This is a genomic window from Streptomyces sp. NPDC001157 (assembly GCF_053598255.1).
On sequence record NZ_JBSFJW010000058.1, the window covers coordinates 15383 to 40171 of the forward strand.

The following is a 24789-nucleotide window of genomic DNA, read 5'->3' on the forward strand; positions in this document are numbered from 1 at the left end:
CCGGTCCCTGCCGATCCGTGCCGATCCCTACGCCAGACTGTCCCGCCACGCCCTGTGCAGATCCGCGAACCGGCCGGTGCCTTCGATGAGTTCGGCCGGGCGGCCGTCCTCCACGATCTTCCCGTGCTCCATGACCAGTACCCGGTCCGCGATCTCGACGGTCGACAGCCGGTGCGCGATGACCACGGCCGTACGGCCGCGCAGGACCGTCAACATCGCGCGCTGCACCGCCTGTTCGCCGGGGATGTCCAGTGAGCTGGTCGCCTCGTCGAGGATCAGCACGGCCGGGTCGGCGAGCAGCGCCCGGGCGAAGGCCACCAGCTGGCGCTGGCCCGCGGAGATACGGCCGCCACGCTTGCGCACGTCCGTGTCGTACCCGTCGGGCAGGGCGCTGATGAACTCGTGCGCACCGATCGCCTTCGCCGCCTGCTCGATCTGCTCGCGGGTCGCGTCCGGGCGGCCGATGGCGATGTTCTCGGCGACCGTGCCCGAGAACAGGAACGCCTCCTGCGTCACCATCACCACCCCGCGCCGCAGTTCGGGAACGGCCAGTTCGCGCAGGTCGACGCCGTCCAGCAGGACCTGGCCCGCGGAGGGGTCGTAGAAGCGGGCCAGCAGCTTGGCGAGGGTCGACTTGCCGGCGCCCGTCGAGCCGACGACCGCGACCGTCTGCCCGGCGGGGATCGTCAGATCGAAGGCCGGCAGCACCTCGCCGCCGGTGCGGTAGCCGAAGCTGACGCCGTCGAAGACGACCTCGCGGCCCGGGTGCTCGCTCTCCAATACCGGAAGTTCCACGGGAGCCGACGGCTCCGGCACCGACGGTGTCTGCGCGAGCAGCCCGGCGATCTTCTCCAGGGAGGCCGCCGCCGACTGGTACGAGTTCAGGAACATGCCGAGGCGGTCGATGGGGTCGTAGAGACGGCGCAGATAGAGGACCGCGGCCGCCAGTACACCCAGCTCCAGCGAGCCGCCCGCCACGCGGTAGGCGCCCCACAGCACGATCGCCGCGACGGCCGTGTTGGCGACCAGCCGGGAGCCGACGACATAGCGGGCCATCTCCAGCATCGCGTCGCCGTTGATCCGTTCGTGCCGCCGGTTCAGCGCCAGGAAGTCGGCGTCGTTGGCGGCCTCGCGGCGGAACGCGCGCACCGGCCGGATGCCGTTCATGGTCTCGACGAACTTGACGATGACGGCCGCGGTGGCGGTGGACCGCACCCGGTACACCCGCACCGCGCGCCGCTGGTAGACCCGTACCAGCAGGTACAGCGGTACGAAGGACGCCACTGCGACGGCGCCGAGCCCGAGGTCCAGCCAGAGCAGCATGGCCGAGATGTAGACGAAGGACAGGATGACCGTGATGAGCTCCTGCAGGCCTTCGTTGAGCAGTTCCCGCAGCGACTCCACGTCCGCCGTGGAGCGGGAGATCAGACGACCGCTCGTGTATCGCTCGTGGAAGTCGATGCTCAGCGCCTGCGCGTGCCGGAAGATACGGCCGCGCAGATCGAGCAGCGCGTCCTGGTTCACCCGGGCGGAGGCGATGATGAACGCGTACTGCAGTCCGCCGGAGACCAGCGCGCACAGGAGATAGCCCGTGGCCACCGCGATCAGCGGGCCGTGGTCGTGGTCCCGGAACGCCGGTACGGCCTTGTCGATCGCGTACGCCACCAGCAGCGGGCCCGCCTGCACCGCCGCCTGCTGGAGCAGCAGGAGGAGCGTGGTGACGGCGACGCGGGCCTTCATGGGGGCGAGCAGGGAACGCAGCAGGCCGGCGGTGGCGCCCCGGGGAGTGGGCAGGACGTCCCGGTCGAAGGGGTCGCCGGCGTCCTCGGGGCGGGGGAGGCCAGGCTCCTCGTCCGCCGTGGGGACGGAGGTGGTGGTGGCCGTCATCGCTCGTCCTCCGGTTCTGAGGTCCCGGACATCAGATGGGCGTACTCGGCGTTCGTGCGCAGCAGTTCGTGATGCGTGCCGACGGCGGTGATCCGGCCGCCGGAGAGCAGCGCGACCCGGTCGGCGAGCAGGACCGTGGAGGGGCGGTGCGCCACGATGAGCGCCGTGGTGTCCGCGAGGACGTCCCGCAGGGCGGCCTCGACGGCGGCCTCGGTGTGCACGTCGAGGGCGGACAGGGGGTCGTCCAGGACGAGGAACCTGGGTCTGCCCACGACGGCCCGCGCAAGCGCCAGCCGCTGCCGCTGCCCGCCCGAGAGACTGAGGCCCTGCTCGCCGACCTGGGTGTTCGTCCCCTGGGGCAGCGCATGCGCGAACCCGGCCTGCGCGACGGAGAGCGCGCGGTTCAGCTCGGCGTCGCCCGCACCGTCCTGGGCGCCCATGAGGACGTTGTCCCCGACGCTCGCGGAGAAGAGCGTGGGTTCCTCGAAGGCGACGGCGACGAGGGAGCGCAGTTCCTCGCGGGACATGGCGGTGATGTCCTCGCCGTCGAGCGTGATGCGACCGGATGTCACCTCGTGGAGGCGGGGGACGAGTGCGGTCAGCGTCGTCTTGCCGCTGCCGGTGGCGCCCACCAACGCCATGGACTCGCCGGGGCGGATGTGGAGATCGATGCGGTCGAGGACGGGCGGGGAGTCGACGGGGGCGTCCGGGTAACGGAACCGTACGGTGTGGAACCGGAGGCCGCGCAACTCGGCGGTGCGAGGCGCCGCTCTCTGTGGGTCGGGAGCCGCCCCAGCGGCACGAATGCCCGCAGCTACGGCGGACTCGTCCTCCGGCACCTCGTCCATGACCTCGAAGTACCGCTCCGTGGCAGTAGCAGCCTCCTGGCTCATGGCCAGCAGAAACCCGATGGAATCCACCGGCCACCGCAAAGCAAGCGCCGTCGACAGAAACGCCACCAGCGTCCCCGCGGACAACGACCCGTCCGCAACCTGCACGACCCCCAGCACCAACGCCGCCCCGATGGCCACCTCCGGCAGCGTCACGATGACCCCCCAGATCGTGGCGAGCAGCCGAGCCTTCCGCAGTTCCGTCCCCCGCAGGGTCCGGGTCAGCTCGCGGAACGCCCGCGCCTGGCTGCGGTGGCGCCCGAACCCCTTGATGATCCGGATCCCGAGCACGCTCTCCTCGACGACCGTCGTCAGATCGCCGACCTGGTCCTGGGCGAGACGCGCCACATCGGCGTACCGCTTCTCGAAGATCACGCAGGTGACCATCACGGGGACGGCCGGCCCCAGGATCACCAGCCCGAGCGTCCAGTCCTGCAGCAGCATGATCACCACGCCGACGAGAATCGTCACCCCGTTGACCAGCAGGAACGTCAGAGGAAAGGCCAGGAACATACGCAGCAGCATCAGGTCCGTGGTGCCGCGCGACAGCAACTGGCCCGAGGCCCAGCGGTCGTGGAAGGCGACCGGCAGCCGCTGCAGATGCCGGTACAGATCCGCCCGCATCCCGGCCTCGACGCCCGCGAGCGGCCGCGCCACCAGCCACCGCCGCAGCCCGAACAGCAGCGCCTCCCCGAGCCCCAGGAGCAGCAGGTACAGCGCCCCGAGCCACACACCGGCCGGGTCCCGGTCGGCGACCGGCCCGTCCACCATCCACTTCAGCACGAGCGGGATCACAAGCCCCGTGCACGAGGCGAGCACGGCGACGAACGCCGCGGTGAACAGCCGCGCCCGCACCGGCCGCACGTACGGCCACAGGCGCAGCAGGGTGCGCACGGCGGATCGGTCGGTGGTTTCCCTGGGGTCCTTGGTGGTTGCACGTGTCGAGGGCATCGCCTTCGAGCCTACGGATCGGCACTGACAACGCCCACCGAGTTTTGGCCGGACCCTGATCGGCCCCTGGTCCTACGACCTGCGCGTTCGAGGGGTCGTACAAGAGATCCGGAGGGGTCGTAGGGCGGCATCAACCGATCGGTTGATGCCGCTTCGAGCGCGACGGCCGATGTGGCGGCAGGGCGCTTCCCGCGAACCTGATGCCATGCCCGTCATCGAAGTCACCGAACTGCGCAAGTCCTACGCCGGCCGGACCGTCGTCGACGGCGTCTCCTTCGCCGTCGAGGAGGGCGAGATCTTCGGGATCCTCGGCCCGAACGGCGCCGGCAAGACCACCACCGTCGAGTGCGTCGAGGGACTGCGCGTCCCCGACGCGGGCCGGGTCCGGGTCACCGGCCTCGACCCCGTTGCCGACCATGCGCGCGTGGCGCGCGTCCTGGGCGCCCAGCTGCAGCAGAGCGAGCTGCAGCCCAAACTCACCGTCCGCGAGGCGCTGGAGCTGTACGCCTCCTTCTACCCGAGCCCCCTCGACTGGGCGCCCCTCGCCGAACGCCTCGGACTGACCCAGAAGCTGACCACCCGGTTCGGCAAGCTCTCCGGCGGCCAGAAGCAGCGCCTGTTCATCGCGCTCGCCCTGATCGGCAACCCGCGGGTCGTCGTCCTGGACGAACTGACGACCGGCCTGGACCCGCGGGCCCGCCGGGACACCTGGTCGCTGATCGAGGACGTCCGGGCCAGTGGCGTGACGGTCCTGCTCGTCACGCACTTCATGGAGGAGGCACAGCGGCTGTGCGACCGGATCGCCGTGATCGACAAGGGCCAAGTGGCCGCACTGGACACCCCGGCCGGCCTCATCCGGCGCTCGGCAGGAGCCACCGTCATCAGCTTCACGCCGTCCGCCCCGCTGGACGACCGTGACCTCGCCGCCCTCCCCGCGCTCGCGTCCGTCGAGCAAAAGGACGGCCGTATCACCCTCTCCGGCACCGACGAGACGGTCAACGCCGTCATCACCCTCCTCGCCCGCCACCGCATCACCGCCCATCAGCTGCGCGTCCTGGACGCCACGCTCGACGACGCGTTCCTCGACCTGACGACTGCCGACACGAAGGAGGGTGCGGCATGAGCACCGCCGTACTGAAGACCGAGGTCCGTCTCTTCCGCCGCGAACCCGGCGCCCTCTTCTGGATCCTGCTCTTCCCGACCCTGCTGCTGGTGATCCTCGGCTCCATCCCGTCCTTCCGGGACCATCAGGCCGACCTCGGCGGTCTGCGCACCATCGACGTCTACGTCCCGGTCGCCGTGCTGCTCGGCATGATCGTCGGCGGTCTGCAGTCGATGCCGCAGACCCTCACCGGCTACCGGGAGCGCGGCATCCTGCGCCGGATGGCCACCACCCCGGTCCGGCCGAGCGCCCTGCTGTCCGCGCAGATGGTGGTGTACGGCGGTGCCGCCCTGGTGTCCGCGCTGCTCGCCCTCGCCGTCGGGCGCCTCGCCTTCGACGTACGACTGCCCAAGCAGCCCCTCGGATACCTCCTCGCCCTGCTGCTGGCCGTCCTGGCCGCCCTCGCTCTCGGATCGGTGGTGGCGGCCCTGTCCCGTACGACGAAGATCGCGGGTGCGATCGGCTCGGCCGTCTTCTTCCCGTCGATGTTCTGCGCGGGCGTGTGGCTGCCGACGCAGTCCATGCCGCACCTGATGGCCCGGATCGTCGGGTACACGCCCTTCGGCGCGGCGGCGCAGGCCCTCAACCGAGCGGCGGCCGGGCACTGGCCGGGCTGGGGGCACCTGGGTGTGCTGGCGATGTGGATCCTGCTGCTCACGGGTGCGGCGAGCCGCTGGTTCCGCTGGGAGTAGGCGGACCGGCCGTGCAGACTGAGGACATGACCGTGGTGGACAGTCAGATCGAACGGCGCTGGGACCAACTGCACACCTGGGGGCCGTACGCGCTGCTCCTCATCGGTCTGGTCCCCGCGCTCGCGACCGCCGACCCGCATGCCTCCGCGGCCAAGTGGTACACCGCCTGGTCCCTGTTCGGCGCCGCGGTGGCGCTCCAACTGTGCTGGCACGGCATCAGGGTGCGCCGGCCCGGCCGCGGCCGGACGCCGTCCTGGACCGGGACGGTGTACTACGTGGTCCGCTGGGCCATCGCCTTCGCCCTCACCTGGATCAACCCGTTCTTCGCGTTCTACGCCGCCGCCGGCTACATGGACGCCGACGAGACGATCCCGGGCAGGCGGTGGCAGCGGCTCGGGCTGCTCGCGAGCGCGGTCACCGTGGCCGGCGCGCAGGCCGGCGGGATGCCGTTCGGGAGCGCGGTGCAGTGGGCCGTCTTCGCCGCGCTGGTGGTCGCCAACTCGGGCCTGCAGATGGTGGTCGCCCATCTCACCGAGCAGGAGATGCTGCGGGCCCGCGAACGCACCGCGACCATCGCCGAACTCGAACGCACCAACGCTGCCCTGCAGCAGGCCCTCGACGAGAACGCTGCCCTCCACGCCCAACTCCTCGTCCAGGCACGGGAGGCCGGGGTCGCGGACGAGCGGCGGCGGCTCGCGGCCGAGATCCACGACACCATCGCCCAGGGCCTGACCGGCATCATCGCGCAGTTGCAGGTCGTCGCGGGCACGCCCGAAAGAGAGCCGGCCCGCGAACACCTGGACCGCGCCATGGACCTGGCCCGGCACAGCCTCGGCGAGGCCCGCCGCTCCGTGCACAACCTGGCCCCGGTGGAGCTGGCGGACGCCGGACTGCCCGAGGCGCTGAAGAAGACCGTCGCCGCATGGGGCGAACGGACGGGCGTACGCGCCGAGTTCACCGTCACCGGCACGGCGGAACAGCTCCACGAGGAGGTCTCGGCCACCCTCCTGCGCATCGCCCAGGAGGCTCTGTCCAACGCGGCCCGGCACGCCCGCGCCTCCCGCCTCGGCGTCACCCTCTCCTTCCTGGGCGACGAGGTGATCCTCGACATCCGAGACGACGGCACCGGCTTCGACCCCCTGGCGCTGCCGGCCCGCACGGGCTCCGGCGGCTTCGGCCTCGACGGCATGCGCGCCCGTGCCGAGCGCATCGCGGGCTCGCTGACCGTCGAGACGGAACCGGGCCACGGCACGGCGCTGTCGGCTCGCGTACCGTTGGTCCGCCATGACAGCTGACCCGACCGACACCCCGCGGATCTCCCTGCTGATCGTCGACGACCATCCCGTCGTACGCGACGGCCTGCGCGGCATGTTCGACTCGGCCCCCGGATTCACCGTCCTCGGCGAGGCGTCGAACGGGGTCGAGGCGCTGGAACGGGCCGCGGCCCTCGACCCCGACGTGATCCTCATGGACCTGCGGATGCCGGGCGGCGGGGGAGTGGACGCGATCGCGGAGCTCACCCGGCGCGGCGCCCGGGCCAAGGTCCTCGTCCTGACGACGTACGACACCGACTCGGACACCCTGCCCGCCATCGAGGCGGGCGCGACCGGCTATCTGCTCAAGGACGCCCCGCGCGACGAGCTCTTCACCGCCGTCCGCGCGGCGGCGGAGGGCCGCACGATGCTGTCCCCCGCCGTCGCCTCCCGCCTGGTCTCAGCGGTCCGTACCCCGAGGTCGGGCGGCAACGAGCCCCTGTCCACCCGCGAACGCGAGGTCCTCGCCCTGGTCGCCAGGGGCACGTCCAACCGGGAGATCGCCCGCGAACTGTTCATCAGCGAGGCGACCGTGAAGACCCATCTCACCCATCTGTACGGCAAGTTGGGCGTCAACGACCGCGCGGCGGCGGTGGCGACGGCGTACGAGCGGGGGATTCTCGGCTAGCTGGTCCGCTGCGGATAGGGCAGCAGACCGGCGGCGATCTTCTCCCACGACGCCTTGAGTTCCGCCAGCAACTCCGGCTTGTCGGGTGCCAGGTCGGCCTGCTCCCGCAGGTCGGCACCGAGGTCGTAGAGGTGGTCGTCGCCGTCGGCGTCCTGGTAGTACTTCCAGTCGCCGCGCCGGAGTGCCCGGTTGGCCCGGACCCGCCAGAACAGGTCGCGCTCCGGGAGCTCTTCGCCGCGCAGCAGGTATCCGGCCAGACTCGTACCGTCCAGCGGGTGGGCCGGATCGGGGCGCGCGCCCGCCACCTCCAGGAAGGTCGCCGTCCAGTCGGGGGAGAAGTTCGGCTCGTGGCTGACCTGGTTGCCGTCGATGCGGTGCGGCCAGCGCACGATCGTCGGTACCCGGATGCCGCCCTCCTGCAGCACGAACTTCTCGCCGCTCAGCGGCCACAGGTACGACCAGCGCTCACCGCCGTTGTCGCTGGCGAAGTACACCAGCGTGTGCTCCTCCTGCCCGGAGCGGCGCAGCGCCGCGAGCACCTCGCCGACGGCCGCGTCCAGGCTCTGCACCATCTCCGTGTACTTGGCGACCGACCCGCCGTCGTAGTGGTTGAGGGCGTTGCTGACCTCCGCCTGGCTCTTCGCGGCTCGGATCTTCGCCGCGATCTCGGCGCCGGTCTCCTCGTCGCCCTCCGCCAGCCAGGGCCAGTGCGGGGTGGTGAAGTTGAGGTTGAGCAGCCAGGGCGCCTCGTGGTCGCGGCTGACGTACTCGACGGCCCGCTCGGTCAGGACGTTCGTGTAGTACCGCAGGTCCTGGTACTCGGCGTCGCCCTCGTAGAGGTCGTGGTCGCCCAGCTGCCCCAGCTTGGAGAAGTACTCCAGCACCCCGCCGTGGTTGCCGAAGAACTCGTCCCAGCCGGACTTGGTGGGGCTGTAGTCGGGCAGCCAGCCGCAGTGCCACTTGCCGATCAGCGCGGTGGAGTAGCCGGCCTTCTTCAGAAGGGAGGCCAGGGTCGGGTGGTTCGGGTCAAGCCCCTGCGTCCTGTTCGCGATCGGCTCGGCCAGCCCGCCCTTCGTACGTCCGGGATAGCGCCCGGTGTACAGGCTGAACCGGGTCGGTGAGCAGGTCGCGGAGCCGGAGTAGGCGTCCGTGAAGCGCACGCCCTGCCGGGCCAGCCGGTCCAGGTTCGGCGTTCTGATGTGCGGGGCGCCGTAGGAGGAGAGGTCGGCCCAGCCGAGGTCGTCGCCGAGGATGACCAGCAGGTTGGGGCGCTTTTTGGCCGCGGGGGCCGTACGGGCGCGGAATGGGCGCTCGGCGGGGGCGGCTTCGGCGGCGCTCGCGGCTCCTGCGGAACCGGCGACGGCGGTCACGGCACCGCCGCCGACGAGACCACCGAAAGCACGGCGGGATATTTGAGACATAGCGGATCCCAGGGATCGGCGCACCCTGCAACACGGCACGCAACGTGAGGGGGAGAGGAAAAGAAGGGGGAGGGGGCTGCGGCTCAGCGACAGATGGCGCTGGACTGCCGGCACAGATCCACGTGGCGTCGCTCCACGAGCGCGACGCGCGCGCGGCGGTGGTCACCGGACAGCCTCATGACCATGGACGGTGCCAGTGCGCCGGTTGAGCCGTCAAGGACGTGTTCGCACTGTGGAACGGCCGCGGCCGCCCAGGACGACCGCTCACCCGACCCGCAGCAACAGCACCGCCCGTGCCGGTACCGTGATCGCCGCCCCCGCCCGGTGCACCACCCCGGGCGCCTCACCCTGCGCCTCCCGTGACGTGTCGACGACCACCTCGTACTGCTCGGCCCACGGCGGAGCCGGCAGGACGAAGCTCGCCGGGCGGTCCCCGGCGTGCAGGACGGCGAGGAAGCTGTCGTCGAGGATCGGGTCGCCGCGCTCGTCGCGGCCCGGTATGTCCCGCCCGGACAGATACATGCCGAGCGTGGCGGCGGGCGCGTACCAGTCCCGTTCCGTCATCTCCGTGCCGCGCGCGGTGAACCAGGCCAGGTCGCGCAGACCGTCGGCGGAGTGCGCCCGCCCCGAGAAGAAGGCCCGGCGGCGCAGCACGGGGTGCTGGTGGCGCAGTCGGATGAGCCGGGCCGTGAGGTCGAACAGGGCCTTCCAGCCCGGTTCGTCCAGCAGTGTCCAGTCCAACCAGCTGATCTCGTTGTCCTGGCAGTACGCGTTGTTGTTGCCGCGCTGGGTGCGCCCGAGTTCGTCCCCGGCGACCAGCATCGGCACGCCCGTCGACAGCAGCAGGGTCGTCAGCAGATTGCGCAGCTGCCGCCGCCTGAGCCCCCGTACCCGCTCGTCGGACGTCTCCCCCTCCGCCCCGCAGTTCCACGACCGGTTGTCGTCCGAGCCGTCCCGGTTGCCCTCGCCGTTGGCCTCGTTGTGCTTGCGCTCGTACGACACCAGGTCGCGCAGGGTGAAACCGTCGTGCGCGGTGATGAAGTTGACGGAGGCGTAGGGGCGGCGGCCGCCCCACGCATACAGGTCGCTGGAGCCCGACAGGCGGTAGCCCAGATCCCGTACGTCCGGCAGCGCACCCCGCCAGAAGTCCCGTACGGCGTTGCGGTACCGGTCGTTCCACTCCGTCCACAGCGGCGGGAAGGACCCCACCTGATAGCCGCCGGACCCCACGTCCCACGGCTCGGCGATCAGCTTCACCCGCCGCAGCACCGGGTCCTGCGCGATGACCGCGAGGAACGGCGAGAGCATGTCCACGTCGTGCATGGAGCGGGCGAGGGCCGCGGCCAGGTCGAAGCGGAAGCCGTCGACGCCCATCTCCGTCACCCAGTAGCGCAGGGAGTCGGTGATGAGCCGCAGGACGTGCGGCTGGACGACGTGCAGGGTGTTGCCGCAGCCCGTGTAGTCGGCGTAGCGCCGGGCGTCCGACTGGAGCCGGTAGTACCCCCGGTTGTCGATCCCCTTCAACGACAGCGTCGGACCGAGCTCGCCCGCCTCCGCCGTGTGGTTGTAGACCACGTCGAGGATGACCTCGATGCCGGCCGCGTGCAGCGCGCGCACCATGCGCTTGAACTCGCCGACCTGCTGGCCCGTCGTACCGGATGCGGCGTACGCGGCGTGCGGGGCGAAGTAGCCGATGGAGTTGTAGCCCCAGTAGTTCTTCAGACCGCGGCGCAGCAGATGGTCCTCGTGCGCGAACTGGTGGACGGGGAGCAGCTCGACGGCCGTGACGCCCAGTTTCACGAGGTGTTCGACCGCGGCGGGGTGCGCCAGTCCGGCGTACGTGCCGCGCAGTTCCTCCGGGATCCCCGGGTGCAGGGCGGTGAATCCCCTGACATGCAGCTCGTAGATGACGGAGTCCGCCCATGGCGTCTTGGGCCGGCGGTCGTCGGCCCAGTCGTCGTCATCGTGGACCACGACACCCTTGGGGACGTACGGCGCGGAGTCCCGGTCGTCCCGCACGGTGTCCGCGACCTGCTGCTGCGGCCAGTCCCGCACATGCCCGTACACCTCCGGTGGCAGGCTGAAGTCGCCGTCCACGGCCCGCGCGTACGGGTCGAGGAGCAGCTTCGCCGGGTTCCAGCGGCCGCCGGTCCACGGGTCCCAGCGGCCGTGCACCCGGAAGCCGTACCGCTGCCCGGGCATCACACCCGGCACGAAGCCGTGCCAGATCTCGTGCGTCAGCTCGGTCAGCCGCGCGCGGGTCTCCTTGCCGGCCTCGTCGAACAGGCACAGCTCCACCGCCTCCGCCCCGCCCGCCCACAGCGCGAAGTTGGTGCCCGCCACGCCGTCCGGTCCGACCCGGAACCTGGCCCCCAGCGGCATCGGCGCACCCGGCCGCACGGGCACGCCCGGCACCTTGCGGGGCGCGCCGTTGACCACGCCGGCCGGGCGTTCGCCCTCCTCGGCGCGCCCCTCGGCCACCGCCTCCTGCTCGGCTGCGCTGGACACCAGTCCGCCTCCCACGGCTCGCGGAACGACCTCCAAAAAGAGCGCACGGCGTCCCGGCCGCGGCTCCCCGTCGCGTCGTCCTCCCCACTGTTCTGCCCAGAGCTCGGCCGAACGATCCGACTTCCGGTTCGGCAGCGCCCTGAAGGAGCGCGGGCCGTGACATCAGCGGCTGCGCCGCGGGGCGCGACCAGCCACAACGGCGCCGCAGCTGATCGATGGCTCAGCCCGCGGAGCGCCCCGCACTCACGTTTCCCAGGGCGGGGCCGGTCGTTGGGAAGCTTGTGAGGCAAGGACAAGGGCGCGCACGGCGCGCGGGGGCCGCGCTGGCCGCCGTACTGACATGGGCAGGACTGCTGGCCGGAGCGGTCGGCTGTACGTCGACCCCGGCGGACCACAGCGACATCGACGAGGCGTTCGGCAAGGCCCCGGCACCCGAGGAGGTCATCCGGATCTCCCCGCACGACGCCAGCAAGGGCGTCCACCCGGGGCGCAGGCTCCAGGTGCGGGTGTCCAGCGGCCGCCTGGAGTCGGTGAGGGTCGTCAAGTCCCAGGACGCGCAGGACTCCGAGGTGCCCGGCCGCATCTCCGAGGACGGCCTGCGCTGGGAACCGGACGAGGCCCGGCTCGCGCTGGCCGCCAAGTACACCGTGGACGCGGTGGCCCTGGACGGCCACGGCCGAAGGTCGGCACGGCACACGACGTTCACCACGTTCGTCCCCGACGAGCGGTTCATCGGCTACGTCACCCCGGAGAACCGTTCCACGGTCGGCACCGGAATGATCGTCTCCCTGGAGTTCAACCGGGAGATCGAGCACCGCGCGGCCGTCGAGCGGGCCGTCCACGTCACCGCGAGACCGGCGGTCGAGATCCGCCCGCACTGGTTCGGCAAGGACCGCCTCGACTTCCGCCCCCAGCGGTACTGGAAACCCGGCACCCAGGTCACCGTCTCCCTCCGGCTCCGCGACGTCGAAGGGGCGCCCGGTGTCTACGGGCTGCAGTACAAGACGTTCTCCTTCACCGTCGGCCGCAGCCAGATCTCCGTGGTCGACGCGGCCGCCCACACCATGCAGGTACGACGGGACGGGGCGCTGCTCGCCACCGTGCCGATCACGGCCGGGGCGCCCAAGCACACCACCTACAACGGGAAGATGGTGGTGATGGAGATGCTCGAGCTGACCCGTATGAACGGCGCCACGGTCGGCTTCAAGAAGCAGAACGGCAAGGGCGAGTACGACATCCCGGACGTCCCGCACGCCCTGCGCCTCACCGACTCCGGCACCTTCCTGCACGGCAACTACTGGGCGCCGAACGCCCCCGGCCACGTCAATGTCAGCCACGGCTGCGTCGGGCTGATGGACGTCAAGGGCGGCAGCTCCGACACCCCGGCCGGCTGGTTCTTCGACCGCAGCCTCGTCGGGGACGTCGTCCAGGTCGTCCACAGCAATGACAAAAAGGTCGCTCCCGACAACGGCCTCGGAGGATGGAATATGGGCTGGAAGGCGTGGAAGGCGGGCAGCGCGGTCAAGTAACCCGAAGGGAGGCGGGGATGGGGACGGGCGCATGGCCGATGTTGCGACGGAACGGTGACCTTCACCTGACACGATCCCCAAAACCTTGCAGTTAATATGCGCCAATGCGCGCGCGGGACGCGCCGGGGTTGCGGGCCCGACCAGGCCCGACGAGGGGAGAACAACTTGAACGTGCGGCCGATATCGGGGGCGTCGGTTGACGCGCGCAGGCGTGGAGGCAAGGGACGGCTGGCCCTCGTGTCCGGGGTGCTGCTGCTGACGGTCACCGCGTGCGGAGGAGGCGGCTCGGGGTCCGGATCGGGTTCCGGCGACGGCAAGGGCAAGGACGCGGACGCGACGCAGACCAAGCAGTCGGCGGCCGTCGTCACCATCGCCCCCAAGAACGGCGCGAAGTCCGTCGAGACCAGCGGCGTCCTCAAGGTGAGCGCAAGCAAGGGCAAGCTGACCGCCGTCGAGGTCAAGGGCCCCAAGGGCGAGGAGATATCCGGGAAGATCACCGCCGACGGTGCCGGCTGGACGCCGTCCACCCATCTGGCCGCGTCCACCAAGTACACGGTGCACGCGGTCGCGAAGGACTCCGAGGGGCGTGAGGCCGCGGAGGACTCCAGCTTCACCACCCTCACCCCGAAGAACACCTTCATCGGCACCTTCACCCCCGAGGACGGCTCCACCGTCGGCGTCGGAATGCCGTTCTCCGTCCGCTTCACCCGGGGCATCACCCACCCCGAGGACGTGAAGAAGGCCATCACCATCAAGACCGAACCGGCCGTCGACGTCGAGGGCCACTGGTTCGGCAACGACCGCCTCGACTTCCGCCCGGAGCACTACTGGAAGTCCGGTACGAAGGTCACGGTGAGCCTGAACCTCGACGGCGTCGAGGGCCGGCCGGGCGTCTACGGCAAGCAGGACAAGACGGTGAAGTTCACCATCGGCCGCAACCAGGTCTCGATCGTCGACGCCAAGACCCACCAGATGAAGGTCACCCAGGACGGCAAGGTCATCAAGACCGTCCCGGTCACCACCGGCAAGCCGGGCTACGACACCTGGAACGGCCAGATGGTCATCAGCGAGAAGCTCCGGGTGACCCGCATGAACAGCGAGACGGTCAACCTCGGCAAGGAGTACGACATCAAGGACGTCCCGGACGCGATGCGGCTGACGGACTCCGGCACCTTCATGCACGGCAACTACTGGGCCGGCGGCGCCTTCGGCAACTACAACGCCAGCCACGGCTGCATCGGCCTGCGGGACGTGCGGGGCGGCTACGACCGCGGGCTGCCGGCCGGCTGGATGTACGACCACTCCATCCTCGGCGACGTGGTGATCGTCAAGCACGCCCATGACGAGACCGTCTCCCCGGACAACGGGCTCAACGGCTGGAACATGTCGTGGGAGAAGTGGAAGTCGTAGTCAGGCGCTGATGTAGGGCCCCGGTGTGAGCGACGGCACCGGGGCCGTTGTCGTTAGTGCCCGTTAACCTGGCCTCCATGACCGTGAATCTCGAAGTCGCCGAAGGCGTCGGCACGATCCGTCTCGACCGCCCGCCCATGAACGCACTGGACATCGCCACCCAGGACCGGCTCAAGGAGCTGGCGGAGGAGGCGACCCGGCGTGACGACGTACGGGCCGTGATCGTGTACGGCGGGGAGAAGGTGTTCGCGGCGGGCGCGGACATCAAGGAGATGCAGAACATGGACCACACGGCGATGGTCCTGCGCGCCCGCGCCCTGCAGGACTCGTTCACCGCGGTGGCCCGCATCCCCAAGCCGGTGGTGGCGGCGATCACGGGCTATGCGCTCGGCGGCGGCTGCGAGTTGGCGCTGTGCGCGGACTACCGGATCGCGGGGGAGAACGCCAAGCTGGGCCAGCCGGAGATCCTGCTGGGCCTGATCCCGGGGGCCGGCGGCACCCAGCGGCTGTCCCGGCTGGTCGGTCCCTCGAAGGCGAAGGACCTGATCTTCACCGGCCGGATGGTCAAGGCGGACGAGGCGCTGACGCTGGGTCTGGTGGACCGGGTGGTGCCGGCCGAGGAGGTCTACACGGCCGCGCACGAGTGGGCGGCGAGGCTGGCTCAGGGTCCGGCGATCGCGCTCCGGGCCGCGAAGGAGTCGATCGACACCGGCCTGGAGACGGACATCGAGACCGGTCTCGCGGTCGAACGGAACTGGTTCGCGGGCCTGTTCGCCACGGAGGACCGCGAGCGCGGGATGCGCAGCTTCGTGGAGGAGGGGCCGGGCAAGGCGAAGTTTGTCTGAGTGCCCATGAAGTACCTCTGAACCACTTGCAATTGACGCGCTGTCTGATCCGGGTCCCTCGATGGGGCGGTTTATGGGAGCCTTAAGGCAACCTTAAGTCTGCCTTGTCGAGGGAGACCGTCGATTGCCTCCAGGAGAGCCTTCACCGCAGGTCGGGCAGGCTGTGGATGCCTCCGAACTGCCCGTGGCATATGTCAATCGGCCTATTCGGAAGGACGTATTCCGGGGGGCGTATTCCTCAGGAACGGCCCCGGAGGGCGCTCTGGGCGGCCATGATGGGGGCATGGCGGGGCTGGAGGGCATCGAACAGCCGCGGGGACACGGCCGTGTGACGGCGGCGCGCTGGTCGCCCGCGATGGAGGACGAACGGGCGCTCAAGGCACTCGAGTTGTTCGGCAACCCGACCGATGCGGAGGTCCCGCTGCCGTCCCGCCCGGAGTCGGCCGCCACCGCCCGTCGGCTCACCCAGGTCGTGGTCCTGCGCCAGTGGGGCCTGACTCCCAAGATGACGGAGGACGCCGTCCTGCTCGTCTCCGAACTGGTCGGCAACGCGGTCCGCCACACCGGCGCCCGAGTCTTCGGCCTTCGGATGCGCCGCCGCCGGGGCTGGATCCGCATCGAGGTCCGCGACCCCTCCCGTGGCCTGCCCTGTCTGATGCCGGTCCAGGAGACGGACATCAGCGGCCGGGGCCTGTTCCTGGTCGACAAGCTCTCCGACCGCTGGGGAGTCGACCTCCTGCCGCGCGGCAAGACGACCTGGTTCGAGATGAGGGTGGCTGATCGCTGAGGGTTGCCTCCGGCGGTGGGGCCGGGTTCGGTGCGGGTGGGAGGGGTTGCTGTCCCTGGGGGCTGCGCCCCCAGACCCCCCGTCGGCCTGACGGCCTCGTCCTCAAACGCCGGACGGGCTGAAGTGCGTCGGCTGCGACCTGGGAGGCTGTGTCTCCGTACCCCTGTCGGTCTCGCGGTCTCCGTCCCTGAACTCTGAAATGCATGGGCCGCGTCCCGAAAGGATGCGCCCCCAGCTCGCCCCTACGGCCTGGCCGGCCGCACTCTCAAACGCCGTATGGGCTGAAATGTGCTGGCCGCGACCCGAATAATGTCCCCCGATCGGGTCAATCGGCCGTTTTCTTACTCTTCGCCTCTTAAATGGTGCGGTGACCTCGACCGACCGCCGGACGGCGCTACGCACGGGTGCCGGACTTCTTGCCGCAGGTGCCCTCGCCGCAGGGTGTGCGCCGAACGGTGCCGTCGCGCATCCCAGTTCACCGGCGCACCCGTCGTCCGGCCCGTCCTCCACGCCATCCGCCGCCCCCGCCCCCCGCCGTTTCCCCGGGCGACCCGCCCAGCTCACCCATGGGTCCCGCACCCAGCCCCGGGTCGCCCTCACCTTCCACGGGCAGGGTGATCCCGCCCTCGCCCACGCCCTTCTCGACGAGGCCGAAAAGCGCGGCGCCCGCCTCACTGTTCTGGCCGTCGGCAGCTGGCTCGACCAGTACCCGGACATGGCCCGCCGCATCCTCGGCGGCGGCCACGACCTCGGCAATCACACCCAGCGGCACCTGGCCGTCAACGCCATGTCCGAGGCCGACGCCCGCAGTGAGATCACCGCCTGCGCCGACCGGCTGGAGCACCTCACGGGCTCCATCGGCACCTGGTTCCGCCCCTCCCGCGCCTCCCTCGCGTCCCCGCTGGTGCTGCGCCTGGCCCGCGGCGCCGGCTATCCGCACGTCCTCTCGTACGAGGTCGACTCCCTCGACTACACCCGGCCCGGCGCCGATGCCGTACAGCGCAAGGTCCTCGACGAGGTCCGCAACGGATCAGTGGTGAGCATGCATTTCGGATACCCGGACACGGTCGCTGCCCTCCCCGTCGTACTGGAAGAACTCGCCCGCCGCGGCCTGGCCGCGGTGACCACCACGGAGTTGTTCAGCTGATGAACCCCACCCGGCTCAGCCGCGCCCTCATCGCGACCGTCGTCCTCGCCTCGCTCACCACCCTCGCCGCCTGCACCGGCTCCTCGCACCGCGAGGACGAGGCCCTCGGCAAGAAGGCCGCCGTCGCTCCGGCGAAGGAGAAGAAGGCCGCCGTACCCGGCCTGGCCGGCATGCCGCCCGTCCTCGACCCCCACGACGTGTACGCGGCCGACCGCCCGAACCAACTCTCCCCGGCGGTAAGGGACTTCCCGTCCCGCGTCTACGTGCCCAACACCAACTCCAACACCGTCTCCGTCATCGACCCGAAGACGTACAAGGTCATCGAGACGATCCCGGTGGGCGCCCAGCCCCAGCACGTCGTTCCCTCCTGGGACATGAAGACGCTGTGGGTCAACAACGACCGGGGCAACACCCTCACCCCCATCGACCCGAGGACGGGGAAGGCCGGCAAGGCCGTCGACGTGCACGACCCCTACAACCTCTACTTCACGCCGAACGGCAAGTACGCGATCGTCATGGCCTCCCTCGACCGTGAGCTCGTCTTCCGCGACGCGCACACCATGAAGCGCGAGAAGACCGTGCCGGTCAGCTGCTACGGCGTCAACCACGCCGACTTCTCCCTCGACGGCCGCTACTTCGTCGTCTCCTGCGAGTTCAGCGGCGAGCTGCTCAAGGTCGACACGGCGAAGATGAAGGTGATCGGACAGGAGAAGCTGCCGTTCCAGGGCGCGATGCCGCAGGACGTCAAGATCTCGCCGGACGGCAAGAGGTTCTACATCGCCGACATGATGGCCGACGGTGTGTGGGTCCTGGACGGCGACAAGTTCACCAAGCCCACGCTCCTGCCCACCGGCAAGGGCGCCCACGGTCTCTACGTCAGCCGCGACTCGCGCGAGATGTACATCTCCAACAGGGGCGAAGGCACCATCTCCCTCTTCGACTTCGCACAGAACCGGCTCACCAAGAAGTGGCACCTGCCGGACGGCGGCAGCCCCGACATGGGTGGCGTCTCGGCGGACGGCAAGGTCCTGTGGCTGTCGGGGCGTTACAACTCCGAGGTGTACGCCATCGACACCCGCACCGGTAGCCAGCTGGCCCGCATCAAGGTCGGCAGCGGCCCGCACGGCCTCGCGGTGTACCCGCAGCCGGGCCGCTACTCGCTCGGCCACACGGGCATCTTCCGCTGAAACACGGCGAGTTGAGGGACCCGGGACACGCCGCCGAACGGGTGACGTCGCGCATTGCGCCGCCGCGGGACGGGGATCGTGCTCACCATGATCACAACTCGCCTGCGGCGGCGGGCCGCTGCCGCCGTCCTGTCCCTCGCGGCCGTCTTCGCGACGACGGCCGCGACCGTCCCCACCGCCACCCCCGCCAAGGCCGCCGCCACAGCCTCTGCGGGGGCCGCCGCCCCCGCCTGTCCCCAGTTCGACGACCCCGTCAAGGCGGCCGTCGACCGCCGCGTCGACGTCGACCGCATCACGCCCGAACCGGTCTGGCGCAAGACCTGCGGCACGCTCTACCGCAGCGACAGCCGCGCCCCCGCGACCGTCTTCGAGCAGGGCTTCCACCCCAAGGACGTCATCGACGGCCAGTACGACATCGCGCAGTACGTCCTGGTCAACCAGCCCTCGCCGTACGTGTCGACGACGTACGACCACGACCTCTACAAGACCTGGTACAAGTCGGGCTACAACTACTACATCGACGCTCCCGGCGGCGTCGACGTCAACAAGACCATCGGCGACACCCACAAATGGGCCGACCAGGTCGAGGTGGCCTTCCCCGGCGGTATCGCGCGGCAGTACATCATCGGCGTCTGCCCCGTCGACAAGAAGACCAAGACCGAGATCATGAACGACTGCCAGAGCAACCCGTACTACCGGACGTGGCACTGAGCAGCAGGGCTTCCGAGCCCACAGGACGGTAGCCCGCCCCCTGGAACGCCCGCATGCTGCGGGCGTTCCCCGGCGACACCTGGGCCCACACCGGCTCCCCGGCCAGGTGCCGCGCCGCCGTCACCAGCAGCCGCCCGAGCCCTCGGTGCCGTACCTCCTCGTCCACCTCGACCGCGACCTCCAGCCGCCCGGCGACCCCGCGCCCCAGCACCACCACGCCGCCCCGCGCCGCCCACAGCCGCACGTCGTCGCGGTGCGTACGGGCCCGGGCGGCCCGGGGATGACCGGCGTCGGTGATCTCCCTCAGGGGCAGGGGAGGCCCGCCCGGCAGTGGATCACCGACCAGGAGCGCGTCGATCGTGTCGGTCCGGCGGCCCGTCCGCTCCAGCAGGGCCGTGAGGAACCGGGCGTTCATGCTCGCGGCCAGTTCGTCGCAGTCGACGGCGCGCAGTGTCTCGTACACCCACGTCGGATCCTCATCGGTGAAGACGACGGAGTGCGCCGTGAACGCGATGACCCCGGCGTCCCGGTGCGAGGCCTGTGGCACGACCGTCGTACGGCCGTCCGCGGGCGGGAAGACACCGCGGGCGGCCGCGTCGAGAATGTCCCGCAGAGTCTCCATCACCGCGCTCCTTGAGTCTCCACCCGCTGGAAGGCCCAGACTCGCAGACATGATCGACGACGGCACCGGACTTTTCACCATCGGCGAGCTGGCCAGGGCCACCGGCCTGACGGTCCGAACCATCCGCTACTGGTCCGACGAGGGCGTCCTGACCCCCGTGACCCGTTCCACGGGCGGCTACCGGCTCTACGACGCCGCCTCCGCAGCCCGGCTGGAGCTGATCCGCACGCTGCGTGAGCTGGGTCTTGGCCTGACCGATGTGCGGAAGGTGCTGGACGGGGAGCGGACGGTCGCTCAGGTCGCGGCGGCGCACGTGGTCGCGCTGGACGCGCAGATCCGGTCGCTGAAGGTGACCCGGGCGGTGCTGTCGAGCGTGGCGCGACGCGGCTCGACCGCAGAGGAGATGACCCTGATGAACAAACTGGCGCGGCTGTCGGCGGCCGAGCGGGCCCGGATCGTCGAGGACTTCACGACGGAGATCTTCGACGGGCTCGACACCGCCGACCCCGACATCCGCAAGCGGCTGCGGTTCGCCCCGGCGGACCTGCCGGACGAGCCGACCCCCGAGCAGGTGGACGCCTGGGTGGAGCTCGCCGAGATGATGCAGGACCCCGAGTTCCGGGCCCTGATGCGCAGGATGATCGAGTTCAATGCGGCGGACCGCGGCCCGGACGTGCCCGCCGGCACCTCTCTGTGGTTCATGAGCCGCCTGGTGCAGCTCGCGGGTCAGGCCCTGGAGCGGGGCATCGCCCCCGAGGCGTCCGAGGCCGAGGAGCTCCTGCGCGGGCTGCTCGGTGACGCGGACCCCGCCGAGGTGCTGAAGCGGCTGGAGGCGGGTTCCAACGTCCGTGTGGCCCGCTACCGCCAGTTGTGGGCGGTCGTGGCGGGGCTCGGGCCGCAGGCGGCGTACGAGCCGGAGTTCGCCTGGGTGGTCGGCGCGCTGAGGGCCCGCGTGGCCAGCTAATCTGACCTGCGTCAACACGACAGCAAGACACGCAGTCACGGAGAAAAGGGGCGGATCGGTGGCCGACATCGAAGCAGCACGCAAGGAGTTCCAGCGGATCGACACCGACGGCGACGGATTCATCACCGCCGCCGAGTTCAAGACCGCCCTCGCCCAGGGGGGCGACTGGAACGTCACCGAGTCGGTCGCCGAGGCGATCATCAAGACCCGTGACCTGAACGGCGACAAGGTGCTGTCGTTCGACGAGTTCTGGGCGTACCTGAACAAGTAGGACGTGCCGGGGGTGCCTGTCCGCACGGCGGACGGGCACCCCTTCGCCATTCCGCGCGGGCCGGCCTCAGGACACCTGCCTCCGATACTGCCCCGGCGCCACCCCGAACTCCCGCTTGAACGCCTTGGCGAAGGCGAACTCCGAGGTGTAGCCCGCGCGTTGGGCGATGCGGCGCAGGGGGAGGTCCTCCTCGCGCAAAAGGCGGCCCGCGGTCGTCATGCGCCACCAGGTGAGGTAGGCGAGCGGAGGTTCGCCGACCAGCGTGGTGAAGCGGCGGGCGAAGGCGGCGCGGGACAGGCCGCTCTCGGCGCCGAGCTCCTCGACCGTCCAGGGACGGGCCGGGTCGCCGTGGATGGCGCGCAGGGCCGCCGCCACGGCCGGGTCGTCGAGCGCGGCCGACCAGCCGGTGACCTTGCGGTCGTGCTGCCACCAGGCGCGCAGGATGTACAGCAGCAGGGTGTCGAGCAGCGAGGTCACGATGGCGTCCGAGCCGGGCTGCGGATCCTCCAGCTCCATGCCCAGCAGCTCCACCGCCGCCCGCAGTGAGCGGTGGGCGCCGACCCGGGCGGGCAGGTGCACCACCTCCGGCAGCTCGGAGACCAGACGGTGGGTGCGGCTGCGGTCCATCTGGTAGGAGCCGCAGAGCAGGACCGCGTCCGGTGTCCCCTCGCTCGGCGTGGCCGGTGGCGCGGGCCACCGGTTGTCCGACCCCGGCCGTACGTGTTCCAACGGCATGTCGAGTCCGCTGGCCAGCGCGTGTCCCCGTCCGTGCGCCAGGAACACCACGTCCCCGGGGCCGACCGCAACCGGCTCGCCCTCCGCCGGGATCAGCCACGCCGAACCGCGCAGCACCACATGGAACCCGGCCCCCGGGGATGCCTCGAACCGCATGCCCCAGGGCGCGTACTTGTCCCGGCGCGAGGAGTGCGGCCGCCCCGTGCGCATCGCACTCACGGCGTCACTGAGTACGTCCATGTCCGAACGGTACCCGGAGGACGTACCCGAGAGACGATCGGACAGGAAAGGGAGACCGATGGACATGGATCGTCTCGCGTCCCGCCACCTAGCGTGTTCCGCATGCCAACTACCGCACGCACTGTGCTTTTTCATGAAATCGGCGGACCCGAGGTACTGACGGTCGAGGACGTGACCGTCCCCGACGCCGCGCCCGGCCAAGTGGTCGTACGCGTCGAGGCGTTGGGCCTCAACCGTGCCGAAGCCCTGTTCCGGAGCGGCGGTTACTACTACCAGCCCGCCCTCCCCGCCTCCCGACTCGGCTACGAGGCCGCCGGCGTCGTCGAGGCGGTCGGCGAGGGCGTGACCGAACTGGCCGTCGGCGACCCGGTGATGACCGGCCCCGGCATCGAGATGAGCGCGCAGGGCGTGTACGCCGAGCAGGTCGTCCTCCCCGAGACCGCGGTCCTGCGCCGCCCCGACTCCGTCGACGCCGTCACCGGCGCCGCGGCCTGGCTGACGTACACGACCGCGTACGGCGCACTGCTGGAGACCGCCGGGCTCAGGCCCGGCGACCATGTGCTGATCACCGGTGCGTCCAGCGGCGTCGGCACCGCCGCCATCCAGGTCGCCCGCCGCATCGGCGCGATCCCGCTGGCCACCACCCGCACCGAGGCGAAACGGGACCGACTGCTGGAGGTCGGCGCGGCCGAGGTGATCGTCACCGGGGAGTCGGCGCCCGAGGCCGTGGCCAAGGAGGTCAAACGGCTCACCGGGGGCAACGGCGCCGAAGTGATCTTCGACGCGATCGGCGGCCCCGGCTTCGGTGCACTGGCCGAGGGCCTCGCGACGGGCGGCTCCGTGGTCGTCTACGGCTGGCTGGACACCCGTCCGGCCGAGATCCCCCGGAACTGGCCCTTCACCCTCCACGCCTACGCCAACCTGATCCTCACCAGCACACCCGCCGGCCGCCGCCGCTCCACCGCCTTCCTCAACGCCGGCCTCGCGGACGGCGGGTTCCGCCCGGTCGTCGGCGAGGTCTTCGAGGGCCTCGACCGCATTCAGGACGCACACCGCCTGATGGAGTCCAACCGGCACATGGGCAAGATCGTCGTACGGGTCTGAGGGCCCTGACCCGTTTGCCGCGGCGCGCGGAATAGGACGCCGATCCCCGAGGTTGATGCGACCCAGACGTATGCACGTGCATCATCCATGGAAGGGCCTGTCATGAAGATCGGCATCATCGGCGCGGGCAACATCGGCGGCAACCTCACCCGGCGGCTCACCGCACTCGGCCACGACGTCTCCGTCGCCAACTCCCGCGGTCCGCAGACACTCACCGCGCTGGCCGAGGAGACCGGCGCGACCCCGGTACCGGTGGAGGAGGCGGCGCGCGGCGCGGAGGTCGTGGTGATCACGATCCCCGTCAAGGCGATCCCTGACCTGCCGGCGGGCATCCTGGACGGCGCGGCCGAGAACGTCGCCGTGATCGACACCGGCAACTACTACCCCCAGCAGCGGGACGGCAGGATCGCGGCGATCGAGGACGAGGGCCTCACGGAGAGCGCCTGGACGGCCCGGCAGATCGGCCACACGGTCGTCAAGGCGTTCAACGGCACCTACGCCCAGGACATTCTGGAGCGTCCGCGCCCGGCGGGCGACCCCGACCGGCAGGCGGTCCCGGTCGCGGGCGACGACGAGGCCGCGAAGCGCGTGGTCAGGAACCTGATCGACGAACTCGGCTTCGACACGGTCGACACGGGCACCCTCGCGGACTCCTGGCGCCAGCAGCCGGGCACCCCCGTCTACGGGCTGCGGGCGGGCGTGGACGAGGTGACCGAGGCGCTGGCGAAGGCGTCCCGGGAGCGCCCGGCGGACTTCCGGGCGTAAGCGCGGTACGTGCGGTTCGCCGCACGCCTCACACGTCAGGCACTCCTGGCCCACTCCTTCAGCGCGGCCTTGTCGGCGAAGTCCGCGACATCCTTGTCGTGCGGCTCGCTGGTGTACTGGTGGAAGCGCCACTTGGCCTTGATACGGGGTTTGCCCGCCGTGACGTAGTCGGCGATCCAGAGGCCGTCGCCGGCGTACGAGGTCGTGTCGACGTTGAGCCAGAAGTCGCGATTGGTGTAGAGCACCACCTGGTTGTTCGGCCGCAGTTCCTTCACCTTGCGGATGAACAGGTCCTTCTCCGCGTTGCTCGCGTGCGTTCCTTCGCTCGTCCGTTCCCAGTCCACGGCGAGGATGTCGCCCGCCTTCTCCGGGGCGTGCTCGACGAAGTACTCCGCCTGGGCCTGGAGATGGCCGGGCCACAGGAAGTGGTAGAAGCCGACGACGAGGCCGGCGTCCCGGCCGTGTTTTGTCTGGGCGCCGAGTCTTGGATTGACGTACGAGCGGCCCTCCGTCGCCTTGATGAAGACGAAGGAGAGGCCGTCCGTGCCGTACGAGGAGGACTGGTAGGCGCTTACGTCGATACCGCGCAGCATGGAAGGACTCCCTGAAGTGCCGGTGGGGGGACAGCGGTTGATTCATCCCCACCTTTGCACGGGTGATCCGTTCCGGATGTGGAAACGACGTGCAAAACGTCAACTCCGGTCGGCCGAGGGGGAGCTCAGCACTCGATGATGTTGACCGCCAGCCCGCCCCGCGCAGTCTCCTTGTACTTCACGCTCATGTCCGCGCCGGTGTCCTTCATCGTCTTGATGACCTTGTCCAAGGACACCTTGTGCGAGCCGTCGCCGCGCATCGCCATCTTCGCCGCGGTGACCGCCTTGACCGCGGCCATGCCGTTGCGCTCGATGCACGGGATCTGGACCAGGCCGCCGACCGGGTCGCAGGTCAGGCCGAGGTTGTGTTCCATGCCGATCTCGGCGGCGTTCTCGACCTGTTCGGGGCTGCCGCCGAGCACCTCGG

General features: G+C 70.5%; 24 protein-coding genes. 15 read left to right on the top strand and 9 right to left on the bottom strand.

What is annotated here, in order from left to right:
- Positions 1-27: 27 nt before the first annotated feature.
- Positions 28-1887 carry an ABC transporter ATP-binding protein gene (locus ACWDAG_RS45260; protein WP_450701423.1) on the bottom strand — a complete coding sequence of 620 codons (1860 nt, stop codon included), beginning with the start codon at positions 1885-1887 and terminating at the stop codon, positions 28-30.
- Positions 1884-3728, bottom strand: coding sequence for an ABC transporter ATP-binding protein (locus ACWDAG_RS45265; RefSeq protein ID WP_450701424.1), 1845 nt, complete (start codon positions 3726-3728; stop codon positions 1884-1886). Before ACWDAG_RS45265 ends, ACWDAG_RS45260 begins: the two co-directional genes overlap by 4 nt.
- A gap of 205 nt (positions 3729-3933) precedes the next feature.
- Here ACWDAG_RS45265 and ACWDAG_RS45270 point away from each other — a divergent pair, with 205 nt between their 5' ends.
- From ACWDAG_RS45270 to ACWDAG_RS45285, 4 genes are read left to right on the top strand one after another with little or no spacing between them, the layout of a single operon-like run.
- Positions 3934-4851 carry an ATP-binding cassette domain-containing protein gene (locus ACWDAG_RS45270; RefSeq protein ID WP_450701425.1) on the top strand — a complete coding sequence of 306 codons (918 nt, stop codon included), beginning with the start codon at positions 3934-3936 and terminating at the stop codon, positions 4849-4851.
- Positions 4848-5582: an ABC transporter permease gene (locus ACWDAG_RS45275; protein ID WP_450701426.1), complete on the top strand. Its 735-nt coding sequence runs from the start codon at positions 4848-4850 to the stop codon at positions 5580-5582. The genes ACWDAG_RS45270 and ACWDAG_RS45275 overlap by 4 nt, the downstream gene beginning before the upstream one ends.
- Positions 5583-5608: 26 nt before the next feature.
- The gene (locus ACWDAG_RS45280; protein WP_450701427.1) at positions 5609-6877 is read left to right on the top strand and encodes a sensor histidine kinase; all 1269 of its coding nucleotides are present in this window, start codon (positions 5609-5611) and stop codon (positions 6875-6877) included.
- Positions 6867-7523: a response regulator gene (locus ACWDAG_RS45285; RefSeq protein WP_450701428.1), complete on the top strand. Its 657-nt coding sequence runs from the start codon at positions 6867-6869 to the stop codon at positions 7521-7523. Before ACWDAG_RS45280 ends, ACWDAG_RS45285 begins: the two co-directional genes overlap by 11 nt.
- On the opposite strand, the gene ACWDAG_RS45290 is transcribed toward ACWDAG_RS45285, so the two are convergent.
- The 3 genes from ACWDAG_RS45290 to glgX form a co-directional block, all read right to left on the bottom strand.
- Positions 7520-8944, bottom strand: a complete 1425-nt coding sequence (locus tag ACWDAG_RS45290; RefSeq protein WP_450701429.1) for a sulfatase family protein — start codon at positions 8942-8944, stop codon at positions 7520-7522. The genes ACWDAG_RS45285 and ACWDAG_RS45290 overlap by 4 nt on opposite strands.
- Before the next feature lie 83 nt (positions 8945-9027).
- On the bottom strand, positions 9028-9129 hold the full coding sequence (locus ACWDAG_RS45295; protein WP_450701430.1) for a putative leader peptide: 102 nt from the start codon (positions 9127-9129) through the stop codon (positions 9028-9030).
- A gap of 79 nt (positions 9130-9208) precedes the next feature.
- Positions 9209-11452, bottom strand: a complete 2244-nt coding sequence (gene glgX, locus ACWDAG_RS45300) for a glycogen debranching protein GlgX (RefSeq protein WP_450701431.1) — start codon at positions 11450-11452, stop codon at positions 9209-9211.
- A gap of 281 nt (positions 11453-11733) precedes the next feature.
- Between glgX and ACWDAG_RS45305 the strand changes: the two genes are divergently transcribed.
- The 7 genes from ACWDAG_RS45305 (at position 11734) to ACWDAG_RS45335 (ending at position 19068) form a co-directional block, all read left to right on the top strand.
- The gene (locus ACWDAG_RS45305; protein ID WP_450701432.1) at positions 11734-12981 is read left to right on the top strand and encodes an Ig-like domain-containing protein; all 1248 of its coding nucleotides are present in this window, start codon (positions 11734-11736) and stop codon (positions 12979-12981) included.
- A 165-nt stretch (positions 12982-13146) separates the two neighbouring features.
- Positions 13147-14391, top strand: coding sequence for a L,D-transpeptidase (locus ACWDAG_RS45310; protein WP_450701433.1), 1245 nt, complete (start codon positions 13147-13149; stop codon positions 14389-14391).
- Between the two features lie 77 nt (positions 14392-14468).
- Positions 14469-15236, top strand: a complete 768-nt coding sequence (locus tag ACWDAG_RS45315; protein WP_450701434.1) for an enoyl-CoA hydratase/isomerase family protein — start codon at positions 14469-14471, stop codon at positions 15234-15236.
- Positions 15237-15519: 283 nt separating this feature from the next.
- Positions 15520-16023 carry an ATP-binding protein gene (locus ACWDAG_RS45320; RefSeq protein WP_450701435.1) on the top strand — a complete coding sequence of 168 codons (504 nt, stop codon included), beginning with the start codon at positions 15520-15522 and terminating at the stop codon, positions 16021-16023.
- 367 nt (positions 16024-16390) lie between these two features.
- Positions 16391-17170, top strand: a complete 780-nt coding sequence (locus ACWDAG_RS45325; protein ID WP_450701436.1) for a polysaccharide deacetylase family protein — start codon at positions 16391-16393, stop codon at positions 17168-17170.
- Positions 17170-18357, top strand: coding sequence for a YncE family protein (locus ACWDAG_RS45330; protein ID WP_450701437.1), 1188 nt, complete (start codon positions 17170-17172; stop codon positions 18355-18357). The genes ACWDAG_RS45325 and ACWDAG_RS45330 overlap by 1 nt, the downstream gene beginning before the upstream one ends.
- Before the next feature lie 87 nt (positions 18358-18444).
- Positions 18445-19068 (top strand): ADP-ribosyltransferase, encoded by a 624-nt coding sequence (locus ACWDAG_RS45335; RefSeq protein ID WP_450701438.1) that lies wholly within the window; start codon positions 18445-18447, stop codon positions 19066-19068.
- On the opposite strand, the gene ACWDAG_RS45340 is transcribed toward ACWDAG_RS45335, so the two are convergent.
- Positions 19022-19690 (bottom strand): GNAT family N-acetyltransferase, encoded by a 669-nt coding sequence (locus ACWDAG_RS45340; RefSeq protein WP_450701439.1) that lies wholly within the window; start codon positions 19688-19690, stop codon positions 19022-19024. The genes ACWDAG_RS45335 and ACWDAG_RS45340 overlap by 47 nt on opposite strands.
- A gap of 49 nt (positions 19691-19739) precedes the next feature.
- Here ACWDAG_RS45340 and ACWDAG_RS45345 point away from each other — a divergent pair, with 49 nt between their 5' ends.
- On the top strand, positions 19740-20654 hold the full coding sequence (locus tag ACWDAG_RS45345; protein WP_450701440.1) for a MerR family transcriptional regulator: 915 nt from the start codon (positions 19740-19742) through the stop codon (positions 20652-20654).
- Between the two features lie 58 nt (positions 20655-20712).
- Positions 20713-20925 (top strand): EF-hand domain-containing protein, encoded by a 213-nt coding sequence (locus ACWDAG_RS45350; RefSeq protein ID WP_450701441.1) that lies wholly within the window; start codon positions 20713-20715, stop codon positions 20923-20925.
- A 66-nt stretch (positions 20926-20991) separates the two neighbouring features.
- On the opposite strand, the gene ACWDAG_RS45355 is transcribed toward ACWDAG_RS45350, so the two are convergent.
- On the bottom strand, positions 20992-21900 hold the full coding sequence (locus ACWDAG_RS45355) for an AraC family transcriptional regulator (RefSeq protein ID WP_450701442.1): 909 nt from the start codon (positions 21898-21900) through the stop codon (positions 20992-20994).
- Between the two features lie 102 nt (positions 21901-22002).
- Between ACWDAG_RS45355 and ACWDAG_RS45360 the strand changes: the two genes are divergently transcribed.
- Positions 22003-23004, top strand: a complete 1002-nt coding sequence (locus ACWDAG_RS45360; protein ID WP_450701443.1) for a zinc-dependent alcohol dehydrogenase family protein — start codon at positions 22003-22005, stop codon at positions 23002-23004.
- An 87-nt stretch (positions 23005-23091) separates the two neighbouring features.
- On the top strand, positions 23092-23769 hold the full coding sequence (locus tag ACWDAG_RS45365; RefSeq protein ID WP_450701444.1) for an NADPH-dependent F420 reductase: 678 nt from the start codon (positions 23092-23094) through the stop codon (positions 23767-23769).
- A 35-nt stretch (positions 23770-23804) separates the two neighbouring features.
- Here ACWDAG_RS45365 and ACWDAG_RS45370 read toward each other — a convergent pair whose 3' ends face one another.
- Both ACWDAG_RS45370 and ACWDAG_RS45375 read right to left on the bottom strand, forming a co-directional pair.
- Positions 23805-24362 carry a GH25 family lysozyme gene (locus tag ACWDAG_RS45370; protein WP_450701445.1) on the bottom strand — a complete coding sequence of 186 codons (558 nt, stop codon included), beginning with the start codon at positions 24360-24362 and terminating at the stop codon, positions 23805-23807.
- Positions 24363-24487: 125 nt separating this feature from the next.
- On the bottom strand, positions 24488-24789 hold a 302-nt coding region (locus tag ACWDAG_RS45375), incomplete at its 5' end, for an L-serine ammonia-lyase, iron-sulfur-dependent, subunit alpha (protein ID WP_450701446.1).